This window comes from Bordetella sp. N (assembly GCF_001433395.1).
Lineage (GTDB): Bacteria > Pseudomonadota > Gammaproteobacteria > Burkholderiales > Burkholderiaceae_B > Bordetella_C.
On the sequence record NZ_CP013111.1, the window covers coordinates 3,417,120 to 3,432,404 of the forward strand.

13 protein-coding genes are annotated in these 15,285 nt (G+C 64.1%); 8 read left to right on the forward strand and 5 right to left on the reverse strand.

Features of this window, described 5'->3' with window-relative positions; translation table 11 throughout:
• The first annotated feature begins 6 nt into the window (after positions 1-6).
• The 8 genes from ASB57_RS14550 (at position 7) to ASB57_RS14585 (ending at position 8,666) form a co-directional block, all read left to right on the forward strand.
• A complete protein-coding gene (locus ASB57_RS14550; RefSeq protein ID WP_057652871.1) occupies positions 7-960 on the forward strand; it encodes a GDP-L-fucose synthase in 954 nt (317 codons plus the stop codon).
• 36 nt (positions 961-996) lie between these two features.
• Positions 997-2,313: a lipopolysaccharide biosynthesis protein gene (locus tag ASB57_RS14555; RefSeq protein WP_057652872.1), complete on the forward strand. Its 1,317-nt coding sequence runs from the start codon at positions 997-999 to the stop codon at positions 2,311-2,313.
• A 90-nt stretch (positions 2,314-2,403) separates the two neighbouring features.
• Positions 2,404-3,312 carry a glycosyltransferase family 2 protein gene (locus ASB57_RS14560; protein ID WP_057652873.1) on the forward strand — a complete coding sequence of 303 codons (909 nt, stop codon included), beginning with the start codon at positions 2,404-2,406 and terminating at the stop codon, positions 3,310-3,312.
• 11 nt (positions 3,313-3,323) lie between these two features.
• A complete protein-coding gene (locus ASB57_RS14565) occupies positions 3,324-4,712 on the forward strand; it encodes an O-antigen ligase (protein WP_057652874.1) in 1,389 nt (462 codons plus the stop codon).
• Entirely contained in the window at positions 4,705-5,829 is a 1,125-nt protein-coding gene (locus ASB57_RS14570) for a glycosyltransferase (RefSeq protein WP_057652875.1), read from the forward strand. The genes ASB57_RS14565 and ASB57_RS14570 overlap by 8 nt, the downstream gene beginning before the upstream one ends.
• A 25-nt stretch (positions 5,830-5,854) precedes the next feature.
• The gene (locus ASB57_RS14575) at positions 5,855-6,742 is read left to right on the forward strand and encodes a glycosyltransferase family 2 protein (protein ID WP_057652876.1); all 888 of its coding nucleotides are present in this window, start codon (positions 5,855-5,857) and stop codon (positions 6,740-6,742) included.
• A 38-nt stretch (positions 6,743-6,780) separates the two neighbouring features.
• Entirely contained in the window at positions 6,781-7,374 is a 594-nt protein-coding gene (locus ASB57_RS14580) for a putative colanic acid biosynthesis acetyltransferase (protein ID WP_057652877.1), read from the forward strand.
• A complete protein-coding gene (locus tag ASB57_RS14585) occupies positions 7,371-8,666 on the forward strand; it encodes a glycosyltransferase WbuB (protein WP_057652878.1) in 1,296 nt (431 codons plus the stop codon). The genes ASB57_RS14580 and ASB57_RS14585 overlap by 4 nt, the downstream gene beginning before the upstream one ends.
• Before the next feature lie 261 nt (positions 8,667-8,927).
• On the opposite strand, the gene ASB57_RS14590 is transcribed toward ASB57_RS14585, so the two are convergent.
• The 5 genes from ASB57_RS14590 to ASB57_RS14610 form a co-directional block, all read right to left on the reverse strand.
• Entirely contained in the window at positions 8,928-9,599 is a 672-nt protein-coding gene (locus ASB57_RS14590; protein ID WP_057652879.1) for a response regulator transcription factor, read from the reverse strand.
• 150 nt (positions 9,600-9,749) lie between these two features.
• On the reverse strand, positions 9,750-10,547 hold the full coding sequence (locus tag ASB57_RS14595; protein ID WP_057652880.1) for a DNA-binding response regulator: 798 nt from the start codon (positions 10,545-10,547) through the stop codon (positions 9,750-9,752).
• A 562-nt stretch (positions 10,548-11,109) separates the two neighbouring features.
• Complete coding sequence (locus ASB57_RS14600) at positions 11,110-12,741, reverse strand: hypothetical protein (protein ID WP_057652881.1); 1,632 nt, start codon at positions 12,739-12,741, stop codon at positions 11,110-11,112.
• Positions 12,742-12,965: 224 nt separating this feature from the next.
• The gene (locus ASB57_RS14605; protein WP_231755426.1) at positions 12,966-14,528 is read right to left on the reverse strand and encodes a HAMP domain-containing sensor histidine kinase; all 1,563 of its coding nucleotides are present in this window, start codon (positions 14,526-14,528) and stop codon (positions 12,966-12,968) included.
• Positions 14,525-15,241: a response regulator transcription factor gene (locus ASB57_RS14610; protein ID WP_057652882.1), complete on the reverse strand. Its 717-nt coding sequence runs from the start codon at positions 15,239-15,241 to the stop codon at positions 14,525-14,527. Before ASB57_RS14610 ends, ASB57_RS14605 begins: the two co-directional genes overlap by 4 nt.
• Positions 15,242-15,285 lie beyond the last annotated feature (44 nt).

Here is a 15,285-nt window from a genome sequence, read left to right on the forward strand (position 1 = left end):
CGCGTCATGGCCGATCTGGAACAACGGATATATGTGGCTGGCCATCGGGGGATGGTCGGTTCCGCCATCGTGCGGGAGTTGCGGCGGCAGGGCTACCGCCACATCCTGACGCGCGAGCGCGATGAAATGGATCTGGAGAACCAGAACCAGGTGAACCGCTTCTTCTGCACGCAGAAGGTCGATGTGGTGTATCTGGCGGCAGCGAAGGTCGGCGGCATCCTGGCCAACGACACCTATCCCGTCGACTTTCTCTACCGCAACATGATGATCCAGAACAACGTCATCCACTCCGGCTACGCGGCCGGCGTGCGGCGGCTGTTGTTCCTCGGCTCATCCTGCATCTACCCGAAGCTGGCGCCCCAGCCCATCCATGAGGACGCCTTGCTGACGGGACCGCTGGAGCCGACCAACGAGGCTTACGCGATCGCCAAGATCGCCGGCCTCAAGCTTTGCGAAGCCTACAACCGCCAGTACGGGACGCAGTATGTCTGCGCCATGCCGACGAACCTGTACGGCGAGAACGACAACTACGACCTGCGCACCAGCCACGTGCTGCCCGCGCTGATCCGCAAGTTCCATGAGGCGCGCGAGGCGGGTGCGCCCTACGTCACCCTGTGGGGCAGCGGCACGCCGCGGCGGGAGTTCCTTTACGTCGACGACCTGGCGCGGGCCTGCGTCACGCTGATGCAGGTCGACGGCGCCAAGGGTCTGTACAACGTCGGCGTGGGCGAGGACCTGACCATCGCCGAACTGGCGACCATGGTGGCGCAGGTGGTGGGCTATGAAGGGGAACTGTCCTACGACAGCAGCAAGCCCGACGGCACGCCGCGCAAGCTGCTCGATGTCAGCCGCATCCAGGCGCTGGGATGGCGTGCCGAGGTAGGCCTGCGGCAAGGCATCCAGACGACGTATCACCATTACCTGCGGCAGGTCGCTGACCAGCCGTTGCCGCTGGCTTGACGCTGGAACTGGGTAGAAACCGGGGGAGTTGCACGCATGCGTGGGCTGATCAAGAAGTACATCGGCTCCAATGCCTCGTTCTGGGGGCTGATGGAGTATGGCCTGGGGCCGCTGGTGGCCCTCGCCGCGACGCCGGTGCTGTTGCGCCAGCTCGGCACGGTGGGCTTCGGCCAGTTCGCCATGATCATGGCGCTGGCCGGCTTCGGCAACGTCGCCAACCTGGGCGCCGCGGTGACGGGCACCAAGCTGGTGTCGGAACGCCTGCACGAGCCGGACGGGGCTTACCGGGGCGCCGCGGTGGCGTTCGCCCTGGTGGCCTGCGCCCTGGCCGGCGTCACCGCGATCGGCCTGGCCGGCTGGGGCCTGGTGGCCTGGGCCTGGCCGCATGCGACGTTCGGCGGCATCGCGGTGACCACCCTGGCCCTGCCCGCCCTGCTCGTCTATCTGGCCCAGCAATTCGACCAGCTGTTCACGGGCTGCCTGAAGGGGCGCGAAGCGTTCGCCCGTACCGCCATGTGCGAGGTGAGCGGCCGCCTGACCGCCTATAGCGTGACATGCGTGGTGGCGGCGATGACGGCCTCCCCCACCCTGGCCGCGCTGACCCAGGCCGCGGGCCTGCTGGTCACCGGCATGGCCAAGATGCACCTGTTCGCCCGCGTCAGCGACCGCTGGGCGGTACGGCCTCTGATGGACCGCGCCGCCATGGGTGCCGCCTTCCGGTTTTCGCGCTGGTCCTGGCTGAACAGCCTGAGCGCGGTGGCCTTCGGTTCGGTCGACCGGATCCTGGTGGGGTCGCTGCTGGGCCCCTCTACCTTGGCCATCTATACCATCGGTGCGCAGATCGGCCAGATCATCCACACCGCCTCGGTTGCCATCTTCCAGAAGACCATGCCGCTGATCAGCCGCTTGGCGTCGGCCCCGGATGGCGGCGTCGCCGTGGCGCGCGAAGTACGGCGCCTGATGACCATCAACATCAGCCTTTCGGTCGCGGGCAGCATCGCCGCGCTGGCCGTCAGCGGACCGCTGCTGGGGCTGATGCTGGGCAATCACGGCTATAGCCCCGAGCATCTGGCCACCTTCCGCCTGCTGATCGTCGCTGCCGCCCTGCTGTCGCTGAACGTGGTCGCGCACTTCTCCCTGCTGGGCATGGGCAACGGCCGTGCCGTGGCGGTGCTCAACGGGGCCGCCGGCGGCGTCATGGTCTGTTTGCTGTTCCTGCTGGTCAGCCCTTTCGGCGAGGCCGCCGCGGGTTGGGCGCGGATCGGCTATTCGCTGACCACCCTGGCCGGCATCTACCTGGCGCTGCGCCAGTCGCAGACGCAGCGCTACATGGCGGCGGCGGTCGTCAGATAGTTTTCTTCAGCAGCTGCTCGTTCTCACTACCTGCCTTTCCTCAGTACCTGCCTTTCATTACTTGCTTATTACTACTTGCCGAGGATTCTCATGCGCAAGCGCTACCAGAAAGCCACCCAAGAGCTGAAGGACTTCGTTTCCTCTCTGCAGCCTACCTCGCCGTTGAGCGAGGAGGAAGTCGCCACCCTGCCCAAGGTCAGCATCGTCACGCCCTCCTACAACCAGGCGCGCTTCCTGGAGCGCACCATTCTGTCGGTGCTCAACCAGGGCTATCCCAACCTGGAGTACATCGTCATCGACGGCGGCTCCACCGACGGCAGCGTGGACATCATCCGCAAGTATGAAAAGCACCTGACGTATTGGGAGAGCCAGCCCGACCGCGGCCAGTCGCACGCCATCAACAAGGGCTTCGAGATGGCCACCGGCGACTACGTCGGCTGGCAGAACTCCGACGACCTGTACTACCCGGGGGCCCTGCTCAAGCTGGGCCGGGTCGCCGCGCGCCGCAAGCCGCCCATCATCAACGGCCATCTGTTCATCGCCGATGCCGACAACAAGATCTTCCGCCAGGTCTACTACACGCCCATGGACCGCCGCAAACTGACCGTCGTCAAGGCATCCATCCCCAATCAGGTTGCCCTGTTCCGGCGCGACGTGCTGGAACGGCATGGCCTGCTGAAAGAAGAGATGCGCTACTGCATGGACCTGGAGCTGTGGAGCCGCCTGCTGCATGACGGCCCCAACGTCATCGTCCCGTCGGCGCTGGGCGTCTATACGGTGCACGAAGACACCAAGACGTCGCTGATCCATGACGTCCTCATCAGCGAAAGAGCCCAGATCGTCGATGACATCCGCGCCGAAGGGCGTATCGGTCCGCTGTTCGGCCTGTCCTGCCGCGCCGCCAAGGTGGCGGCGCACGCGCGCCAGGGCGATATCGACTATCTGGTCGACAAGATCCTGCACAAGATGGCGGGCCGCGACAACTGGCAAGCCCATTAGGAAGAAGCATCATGTTCAGCAAAGCAAGCGTCAAGAAAGGCCAGCAGCTATCGACCGTGCCTCTGCTGTGCGGCATCCTGTTCACGTCCCTGGCGATGAACAACGACATCTTCTTCATCGGCGCGGGCGGCTTCAAGCTCTCGCCCTTCGACTTCATGTTCGTGGGGATGCTGCTGTTCAAACTGCTGCGCACGGCCGACCCGCGCGCCTATACCTTGCCGCCGGCGCGCATCACGGTGCTGCTGTTCATCAACCTGCTGGCCGTCGCGTACCTGCTGGTGATGGCCGGCCGCCAGGCCGGCATCGAAGCTTCCGATGTCGCCCGTGACCTGCGCATCGTGCTGTACTTCGTGGTCACGCCCTATCTTTGCTACAAGGATATCGACAGCAGCGACGCCTACCGCAAGCTGCAATGGGCGCTGGTCATCACCGGCCTGGCCGTGTCGACCATCATGCTGGCCCAGCAGGTGGTGGGCTTCAATGCGGACGAGCCGCTGCGCGACCTCAGCCTTGGCGTCTGGGTTCTGCCCCTGTCCATCGTGTCGCTGCTGTATTTCCGCAAGCACCTGGGTCTGAAGTCGCGCACCGCGTATCTGATGACCCTGTACATGATGATGGGCCTGGTGTTCTCGTTGAACCGCAGCCAGTACCTGCAACTGGGGATTTCGGTGGGCATCGCCGTGTTGCTAGGCAGCCGCGTCGGGGCCTTCCGTAACGCGGTCAAGATCTTCGTGCCCGCCACGCTTGCAGGCATCGTCCTGTTCGCCGCCATCGGCTACATGGAAGTCCTGGAGACGCGCCTGCTTTCCGTCGAGTCGCTGGACGAAGACTCCAGCTACGGCGCCCGCGTGCAGGAATACGAAGGCCAGATGGAGCTGTTCCGCGAAGCGCCCCTGTTCGGCCACGGCGCGGGCTACCGCAGCTGGGTGATGGGCGAAAACGGCTTCGAACTCAGCACGTTCGCGCACAATTCCTGGGCTTTCTACCTGATGAAGTTCGGCATCATCGGCACCATCATCATCATGGCGCCCTGCCTGCTGCTGTTGCTGGTCACCCTGTGCCGCCGTTACAACGACCCCGAACTGGAACTGCATCGGCGTTACCTGATCGCGACAGCGCCGGTCTACATCTTCATCGACTCCATGTCCGGCGGACTGGCCTATGCCCCCAAGACCGCCTTCACCGGCTTCCTGTTGACCTACTGCCTGTCCCTCCTGCGCAATGACGTGCGCGCGCCTGCCGCGTCGCAGACGGCGCCGCACGTCGTGGTCTATCCCATCCGTAACCCGGTATCCGTACCGCCCATGCGGGCGGCGTGGCCGGCCCGCTCGGACCCGCGCTCCATCGCGCCGGCCCGCCCGACTCCCCCGACCCTTCCCCGGCTGCCGAATCATGGTTGATATTCTCTTTGTCGTGCCCGACCTCCACCGCGGCGGCGTCGGACGCTGTGTCTACTCGATGGTTGAGGAGCTGCCCAAGCACAACGTCACCACGTCGGTGTTCTGCCTGCGCGAAATCGAACACGAGTTCGCGCCCAGCCGCGCCACGGTCACCCGGGCCTATGCGCAAAAACTCAGCAACCGGGCCATGCAGCTGCGCGCGCCGCTGGCGTGGTTCAAGCTGCTGATGGCGATCAGGCGCGAGCGGCCCGCGGTAGTCTGCTCGCACGGCCTGCTGTGCAACCTGATGGTGGCGGCCGCGCGGCGTCTGATGCCGGGCCGGTTCCGCAGCGTAGCCTTCGAGCACAACAGCCCGTCGGCGCATTACCGCAGCACCGAGAAAAGCCTGCTCAAGCGCATCCTGCTGCGCGTGGGCTACGGCGCGCACGACACCGTGGTCGGCGTGTCGCAGGGCGTGGTGCGCGACCTGGTCGCCATGGTGCCCACACTGCGGCCGAAGTGCCGCCACGTCTACAACGGCGTGCCACTGGACAATGTGCGCGAGCAGGCCCGCGCGGGCACGTCGCCCCTGCCCGACGACGGCAAGCTGCATGTGGTGTCGATCGGCCGGCTGGTCCACACCAAGGGCTATCAGACCCTGCTCGACGCGGCGGTGCTTTTGAACGATCCGACCATCTCGTTCACGGTCATTGGCGAAGGGCCGGATCGGGCCGAGCTGGAACAGAAGATCCAGGGCCTGACCACGCAGAGCCAGATTCACCTGACCGGTCACGTCGACAACCCTTTTCCCACGCTGGCCGCCGCCGATATCTTCCTGTCGGTATCCGAGCGTGAAAGCTTCGGCCTGTCGCTGGTGGAGGCCCTCTGCCTGGGCGTGCCCATCATCGCCACTGACTGCCCCTCCGGGCCCGCCGAGATTCTGGACGACGGCCGCTTCGGTGAGCTGGTGCCGGTGGGCGACGGCGCCGCGGTGGCGCGCGCCATTCGCCAGCTGGCCCGGGACCGCGGCCGCCGCCAGCACCTGGCCGACCTCGGCCCTAGCCGCGCGCAGGATTTTTCGCTTGAACAGCATTGCCACAACGTGGTGGATCTCTTCCAACCCTTGATGCAACGGTAAACGCGCCCGCGCGTGGGAGTTTTGTATGAACCGTATTCCCGTCTCTGTCGTCGTCATGACGAAGAACGAAGAGCGCAATATCGAAAAATGCCTGCGTGCCCTGGGTGATTTCGATGAGGTCTTCGTGATCGATTCACACAGCACCGACCGTACCGCCGAACTCGCACGCGGGCTGGGCGCCATCGTCGTGCCATTTCAATGGAACCAGAAGTACCCGAAGAAGAAACAGTGGTGCCTGGACAACCTGCCTTTCTCCCATGATGTCGTGCTCTACGTCGATGCCGACGAGGAAGTCACGCCACCGCTGGCGCGCGAGATCGCCGAGGCGCTGCCGCGCTTCGAGCAGGGCCTGGGCGGCGCGTTCGTCGGCTTCGACTATGTGTTCTGCGGCAAACCCCTGCGCCACGGCCACCGCGTCTACAAGCTGGTGCTGATGCATCGCCAGCGCGGCCGCTTCCTGGACTACAACGACCTTGACGTGGCGAACATGTGGGAAGTCGAAGGCCACTACCAGCCCGAGGTCGAGGGCGGCACCATGGTCATGAAGGGCCGCATGATCCACAGCGACCATGACGGACTGTTCCACTATTTCGACAAGCACAACCGCTATTCCGACTGGGAAGCCAACCTGCGCGTCAAAGGTTTGATGAACGACCCGCGCGAAGCGAATATGGGCATGCGTTCGCTGCTCAAGCGCATCTTCCAGGCCCTGCCCTTCAAGGCCCCCGCGGTATTTCTCCATAGCTATCTGTTCCACCTGGGCTTTCTCGATGGCAAGGTCGGCCTGGACTATGCCGTGGCGCGCGCCATGTACTACTGGCAGATCGGTTTGAAGTCCCGCGAAGTCAGGGACACGTTGCGCCGCGCCGAACAGGCGGCCCGGCCCAGCTCGGTTTCCCAATCCGCGCGCTGACCCGCGCACCCGCCGCATACGAGTACAAGGAGTCCGCCATGGCCATCGTCCCACCTCCCGAACCGGCTCTGGGCACTTTTCAACGTCTCAACCTCTTCCGGCTGCCCGCCGGTTTTCGGGGGCGTAACGCCGTTTATGTGCAGCTGTGGTGGGTCGTGCATGCGACCCTGTTCCGCTATTCGCCGCAGTTCGCTTACGGTTTCCGGCGCTGGCTGCTGCGCCTGTTCGGCGCCCAGGTCGGCTGCAAGGTATTGGTGCGCGCCAGCGCCCAGATCACCTACCCGTGGAAAGTGCGGATCGGCGACTACTCCTGGGTCGGTGACGACGTGGTGCTGTACAGCCTGGGCCGGATCGACATCGGCAGCCACGCGGTGGTATCGCAGCGCAGCTATCTGTGCGCCGGCGATCACGACGCGGCCATGCCGGACTTCCCCATCCGCGGCCTGCCGGTCATCGTGGAGGACGGCGCCTGGATCGCCACCGACGTCTTCGTCGGTCCTGGCGTGACCGTGCACAAGGATGCGGTCGTGGGCGCGCGCAGCTCGGTTTTCAAGAACGTTCCCGCCGGCATGATCTGCCATGGCACGCCCTGCCGCCCCATCCGCCCCCGCACCACGACGGTCCGCTCATGAAGATCCTGATCCTCGGTATCAATTTCGCGCCGGAACTGACCGGCACGGGCAAGTACACCGGTGAAATGGCGGCGTGGCTGGCCGCCCGTGGCCATGACGTCAGCGTCATCACCGCGCCGCCCTATTACCCGCAATGGCAGGTGCAGGAAGGCTATCGCGCGACACGCTACACCAGCGAAACGTGGCGCGGCGTGCGCGTGTCGCGCGCGCCGCTGTGGGTGCCGGACAAGCCGGGCGGCCTGAAGCGCCTGGTGCATCTGGCGTCATTCGCGCTGAGCAGCCTGCCCCTGCTATTGCGGGCTGCCATGCGGCGGCCCGACGTGGTGATGGTGATCGAGCCGCCGCTGTTCTGCGCGCCCGCCGCGGTGGCAGCGGCACGCCTGTGCGGCGCGCGCGCGTGGCTGCACATACAGGACTATGAGGTCGACGCGGCCTTCGAACTGGGTCTGCTCAAAGGCAAGCGCCTGCGCCAGATGGTGTCTTCCATGGAACGCTGGCTGATGCGCCGCTTCGACCGCGTATCCAGCATTTCCCAGCGCATGCTGGCGCGGGCCCGCGACAAAGGTGTCGACGAGGCACGCCTGCAGCTCTTGCCCAACTGGATCGATGTGACCGCGGCGCGCGCCAGCGCGGCGGCGGCCACGCGCAACGGGCGCGGGGCCGCGGACGACGTCGACTGCGCGGACTATCGCGCGCAACTGGGGATTCCGGAAGACGCTGTCGTGGCGATGTATTCGGGCAATATGGGCGGCAAGCAGGGCTTGGAGACCTTGGCCCAGGTCGCCCGCGTGTTGCGCCGCGAACCGCATCTGCACTTTGTCTTCGGCGGCGCGGGACATCAGCGCGATGTGCTGCAGGCAGCGTGCGCCAATCTGCCGCGGGTCCACTTCCTGCCGCTGCAGCCGGCCGAACGTCTGCCGGCCTTGCTGGCCTGCGCCGATGTCCATCTTCTACCGCAACGCGCTGGCGCCGCCGACCTGGTCATGCCGTCGAAGCTGATCGGCATGCTGGCCAGCGGCCGGCCGGTGATCTGCGGCGCGGCTGCCGGCACCGAACTGGCGACGGCGGTGACCGGCCGTGGCCTGGTGGTGCCGCCGGAACATCCGCGTGCCATGGCACGGGCGCTTTTGACCCTGCTGCGGGATCCGGAGCAGCGCCGGCGGCTGGGCGCAGCGGCGGCGCGGCATGCGCATCTCCACTTCCATACGGACACGGTGCTGGAGCGCCTGGAAAGCGCGCTGGTCCAGTTCGATCGCCGACGCGCCGCGGCGATAAGGGAACAGCCCCGCTAGGCCAAGTAACGGTCGTGAGAGGTCAGCTGCGCTGTCGGCCATGGGCCTGAGGAGCCGTGGGCCTTAGGGCCGGGCTGGGGCCGCAGCCGGTGCCGGCGCCGCAGGCCGCGGGCCATGTGCCCACCGGGCCGGGCTTGCTCCGCAAAGGTAAAAGGGAAATCCCCATGGGGATTTCCCTTTTTTTAATATGTGGGCCGCGCAGCGGCCCACATGGGTGGCCGACCCCGGCCAAGCCAGGCCCAGGCAAGGCAAGGCAATCCTTCAGGGAGGAGGATCCGGTTTCTGTTCCTCGGGATCACCGAGCAAACCCTGCTGAACCGCGATAAAAGCCGCCTCAGCCTGATTCCGCGCATTCAGCTTCCAATACAGCGTCCGCGCGTGACTCTTCACGGTCGCCACCGAGATCCCGATCTCCTTGCTGATCTCACGCATCGTATGGCCCTTGGCCAGCATGCGCAGGATCTCCTCCTGCCGCGGTGTCAGCATACGCACCGGACTGTAGGTCCGCTGCTGGGGCACGGCATGCGAGTTCCTGGTGGCCTCGACGATAAGGCGCGGAAAACACTGTCCGCCGGCCAGCACCAGATGCACGGCGGCCGTAATGGCTTCAGGGGTGGAAGACTTCGGCAGGAAGCCGCAGACGCCTTGGCGCGCGGCTTCCGCCATGACACGAACATCCAGCGTGTCGTACAAGATCAGGGAATAACGCGGGGCCAGCTGCATTTGCGCACTGGCCAATAAGTGCAAATCGACATCGGCGGCGCCGGTGATGCCCAGTACCAGCAACTCCACTGGGCGCACCATCGACATCGATACTTCGGTGAGTTTTTGCGGCGTCATCGACATGACGCTCTCTGGGCTGCGCGCCGATTCCAGGATATGCTGGATAGCGATGCGCAGAATCGCGTATTCCTCGATCAGTACAGTAGTCATCGGCGGGGAACCTCGTCACGGCGTGCGTGGCGTTCCGTCGGGAATCGCGAATCACGTCATGTAATTCGCGAGCGGAATCAACCAGCACCATGCTATCAGTGACGTGTCCCCATGCCTCTCCGTCTTGCGGATGACGGCAACGGCAGCATGCTACTGCGGCCGGCCGCGCTCGTAGGACGCGCCATTTTGACTGCCCATTTCCCAGTCCAACGTCGCACCGCGCTGCAGAGCGGTATATACCGCTTCACCCTTGTTCTTCACCTGCAGCCGTTGGTACAGCGTGCAAGCATGGGTCTTCGCGGTCGCCACCGAGATGTTCAGCATGCGGCTGACCGTCTTGATGGGATAGCCCCGCGAAAGCAGCACCAGCACTTCATATTGCCGCGGCGTGATCTTCAGCAGCTGAGCCCCCGCCGTTACCGGCATGGCCATCTTGCCCACCGTGACGCCGTCCATATCGTTCAATGGCACGGACATGGACGCATTGCCATTGCCGTTGCCATTGCTACTGCTCATGCTACCCAACGGCATGGCGGCGCCGTCGTTCATCATGTGGCCCATCTGGCCGCTCGGAAAACACTGGCCACCCGCCATCACCAGACGAATGGCGGCTTCCAGCACTTCGATCGAGGCGGTCTTCAGGAGACAACCATGAATGCTGCCTTCCGGCATGCGTGAAAGCGCCTGTGTGGGCATGCTGTCCACCAGCAGCAAGATGCGCTTGGGCGCCAGCACGCGGCGCACTTCCGCCAACGCGTGCCACCCGGCATCGGTTTCTATGGCCATGCCGAATATCAGCAGTTCCGCCGACCGATTTTGCTCCGCAGCTTCACCCAAGTTGGCGAGATCCAGCCCCACGATTTCCCAAACACCTTCAACCTTGCCAAGAATCTGACGCAGGCCCAACCTCAACAGCGGGTGGGCTTCAACCAAGACCATTTTCGACATAGCTTTCCCCAGAGAACTTCATTCGTTGCAACAAGAAATGCAGCAGTGAATAGGCGTTTGCAGCGCGGACACACGATTATTTTGTAGTTTGAAGTGCATGCCAGCCAGGTGGACGAGCATTAGGCAGGCCGACCGAAACTTTGGGTAGCCATCTGTTAGGATGACGCAACCCATGTTATGGGTGGACTCCACCAAAAGCAAGCTTTGAAAAACGATATAAACGGAGATTAACCGCAGTCAACCGTTAGCTTCATTCAAAATCACTAATCCAGTTGTTCCGTTTTTTTCATTATCAAAACTGCCGTCAAAACGCCGAAAAACTACTACATAAAAATGTACATAAATCGTTCGGCGTGTAAGACAATGCAAGCGACGCTAGGCGTAATAGTCCTCCTCATCAGTGGTAGAGCTAGCATTGACGCGGGTTTCAAGGGTTCGGCAAAATCACGGCCCGATGAGCTTTAGGCAGCTGCCGGCTTAGCCGGTCTTATTTTTCGCCGGGCCAGGATACAAATACGCGGAGTTATTCCGCACGTGATACTTCTCGATAATGACGTACTTGTTATTCCATAAAAGCAAAGTCAAATACCGTATGGCCGCCATGGTGGTGCCAGTGGTGCATCGAAGCGAACGGTTTACGGAGAAAACTCGGGTAATGCACAGGTCCTTCGGCTTCGCTATAGCTGGACGGTGACAACTCTTCAATGCGGTTCAGGGATACGCCCTTGCCGTAATGCAAGAATCCCTGAGTCTGCGCGCAGCGTATGACGGCGCCATCCCCCCCCACCACGATGCCGGCGTTGCGTGCCTTCACCGGCGAGCGGATGATGGGGTTGAGCGCATGGGGCGTCCAGGTGGTCGCGTCGGGCCGGTCGGCGTAGAAGGCGAACAACTCATCACAATGGCTGGTGCCATCCGCGCGGTCGATATTGGTGAGCAGCCACCAGTATCCGCCGTGCGGAAATACGATTGTGTCGACCGCCGAAATATTACGCATCAGGACTTCGTGGATTTCCCATTTCAGGGGAAATTCAGTGCATTTCCATAATTCAATCGTTCGATTACCGCATGTCTCCGGCACCATATAAGTGGTGCCATCGTGCTGGAAAATGAAGGGAAAAGACAGGTGGTAAGGCAAGTCCAGGACGACGCCAAGGAACTGGAAAGCCCCGTCAACAAAGGTCGCGACCGAGATCTTGCCCTTGCGCTCCCGAAAATAATAATCTTCGAAAAATACATAAGGTTGACCCTCCTGCGTGTGGACGAAAGGATCGGCAAAGAAACGGCCCTTGGGCGGCTCAAGGATGGCCGCGGCCGACGTGACCATCTGCTCGCGCTCCGTCGGGCACATGGCAATGCGCCAGGTGACGTTACGTTTCATGGCCCGGCGCAGCACCAATCCCGAAATCATCCAGGCCTGGCGCGCCAGGTAGGCGGCCCCATCCCACTGCGCCGGCAACGGCCGCGCCATGGCCGTATGTATCTGCAGGTCGCCCGCCACCGGCGAGGGCTTGGGCTCCTCCTTCTTGGCGCGCAGCGTGTCGAACAACATGAAGTTGCCCAGGCTGAGGGCGCGCGCCCGGTTCTTCAGCCAGAACGGCTCGGTATTGAAACTGCGCGAGTCCAGCAGCGCGTCACCCTGCTCGGTCGCGCCCAGGCGCCACAGCTTCACCGTCGTATGGTCCGCGCGCTGGTAGACCTCCCAGAAACCGGCGTGGGTGACGTCGGCCCGGCCCTCCAGCTCCGAGTGCGCCAGCAGCCATGCGCCACGTCGCGCCAGGCCGGCCAGGGTGCCGCGCACCGCCGGCAGGCCCAGCACCAGAATCACGTCGAAGTCCAGATCGCGCGCGGCGGTCAATGCCTCGTTTTCGCACACGGCCAGTTCATCGTTGGCGTCGCGCTGCAGGGTCAGCCGGATGAGCGGCGTACCGGCGGGCACCGATTCCGTCAACTCGCGCGTGGCAAGTTGCGCCCGGTGGCGGGTGTTCAGTATGCGATTCTCGAGTCTGGCGACCGAGCCCAGTCCCACGCTGGACCAGGGCGACACGCGTCCCCGCCGGGCGCCGGTCGTTTCCGCGACCAGCAACGCGGATATCTGAAAGCCGTCTTCTCTCCTCAACCAGTCGGCAATTTCGTGTATCCATCCCGGCTGATTCGTCGCTCCAACGAGCAGGGCCACCTTCGCTTTGTCCATTCTTGTATCCAAAGTTGAATGTTGATACTCGGACCTGCGACAGATAGTGCTCGCTCTAATGCAAGCGCTCCAGAATGCGTTCACCCTAGGCCGGACGAGCGACGGGGCCGCGGCCAACCTTAAGACGTAAGGAGGATGCGCGGAAGGCGCACCAGGAGAGCCCCATGCGCCCATCGGCCAGGGGGATTAGGACAAGCGTTCAGCGGTAAAGGGCAAAAGACGGGTCAGCGCATCAGTGCGCGTGCCCGAGGGGGCTGTCTCATACTTGTAGTGCCCATCGCGCCTACGTCCGCCGGCACGTCGAAAAGAAAAACCGCGCCGGTATTCTTTGTGGAAATAAGGGCGATGTTGCTGCCGTGCAGTTGCAAGATGCGACGCACTGTCAGTAATCCCAGACCACCCCGTTCCGGGCCGGCGTTGCTCCATGCCGACGCCCGCGTGAACAGCGTATCGCGCAGCCCCTCGGCCACGCCGGGCCCCTCGTCGGACACGCGCACCTCGACCCGCGCATCGCCGCGGCGGACGGCCACTTCCACCGTCCCGTCGGCGGGGCTATGGCGGATGGCGTTGTCCAGCAGATTGGTCAGCACCCGCTCGATCATGCCCAGGTCGGCACGCACCAGGGGCAGGTCCTGATCCAGCTGAACGCTCAGCCGCACACGGCGCGCTTCGGCCTGCAATTCGAATTTCTGGAAGACGTCCTGAATCAGTTCCGGCAAGGAGAAAGCTTCGGCATCAGGTTGGATCAGGCCGGACTCCAGCCGCGCCAGCTCGAACAGCGCCTGGGCCAGGCGGCCCACCTTGCGGCTTTGATCCAGGGCCACCTCCAGGTAGCGGCGGCGATCCTCGGGCGTCAGGGACTGTTCCTTGACCAGCAGCGTTTCCAGATAGCCATGCAGCGATGTCAGCGGCGTGCGCAGGTCGTGCGAGATGTTGGCGACCAGTTCGCGGCGCTGCTGGTCCTGGCGCGTCAGCTCGCGCCACTGCTCCGCCATGCGTGCCGCCATCTGGTGGAAGGTGTGTTCCAGCACGACGATCTCGTCGCGGGTTTGCGCCGGGGTCTGCATCTCCGGGCGCGCCAGGGCAGTCGCCACGGCGGCGTCATCGCCGTCGAAATCGCGCAGGGTGGCGGTAAGGCGACGCAGCGGGCGGGTGATCAGGGTGAAGGCCGCCAGGCCGGCCAGCAGGCACAGCAGCGCCACCAGCGCCATCGACCAGAGCGTGGTGCCCAGCACCGAACTGACGGCGACGTCGGCCGCCAGCATGTCGCGCGCTTCGCTTTGCAGCACCACATAGACATAGCCATGCGGCTTGCCGTCGACGTACAGCTGCGCGGCGTTGAAGACCTTGTGCCCGCTCAGACTGCGGGGATCGTCGCCATAGATGGGCAAGGGATCGCCCGCCAGCAGACGCAGCACCGGCCCGGTGTCGATGCGGTCGCGCAACATGTGGCCGCGCGGTGTGGCATCGCCGACGATGCGCCCGTCCGGCGCCACCAGGTAGACCTCGACGTTGGGATTGACCGCCATCAACTTGTCGAACAAGTCGCGCACGGCCTCGCGCCGCAAGCCGGACGCATCCATCAGCTGGGAAGTATCGGCGATGTGCTGGGCCAGCCCCATGGACAGCCGCTGGGCCGTCTGGGCGTCATGCTGGGCATTGGCGCGGATCTGCAGCCAGGCCGACGCGCCGCTGCAGGCCAGCAGCAATACGGCGAACACGGCGGCCAGCCGCTGCGTCAGGGTCAGGCGGCGCCACGGGGCCAGGCGGGAGGGAGTCCGGCTCAACGATCTTCTCCTTGTGCCGCGAATTTGTAGCCCTTGCCCCAGACGGTAAGGATGCGGCGCGGCTCGGCGGGATCCAGCTCCACCTTCAAGCGCAGGCGGTTGATATGGGTGTTGACGGTGTGTTCATAGCCATCGTGCTGATAACCCCATACCTGGTTGAGCAGATCCAGGCGCGAAAACACCTGCCCCGGATGGCGGGCAAAAAAATACAAGAGGTCGAATTCACGAGGCGTCAGCTCCACCGGACGGCCCTCAACCCTTACCTCGCGCGCCAGCGCGTCGATGTGCAGGCCGCCCGCCTGCAGGCCGCCGCCCTCCAGCCGCGCATTGCGCGCCATGGCGTCACTGCGGCGCAGCAGCGCCTTGACCCGCGCCACCAGTTCCAGCATGGAGAAAGGCTTGGCCAGATAGTCGTCGGCGCCCAGCTCCAGGCCCAGGATGCGATGCAGCTCACTGGAACGCGCACTGGTGATGATGATGGGGGTATAACGTGTCATGGCGCGGGCGCGCCGGCAGATCTCCAGGCCGTCGACCCCGGGCAGCATCAGGTCCAGGACCAGGGCGTCCCAGCCCCCGGCTTCCAGCAGGCGCAAGCCGGCATCGCCGTCGGCGGCATGTTCCACCGCATAGCCTTCGTCACGCAAATGCAGGCGCAGCAAATCGGCGATATGGGCGTCATCCTCGACGATGAGTACACGTTTGGGGACAGTCATGGGAGCGAGCGTGGACCTTGAAAGCGGAAGGCGTCATTGTCGCG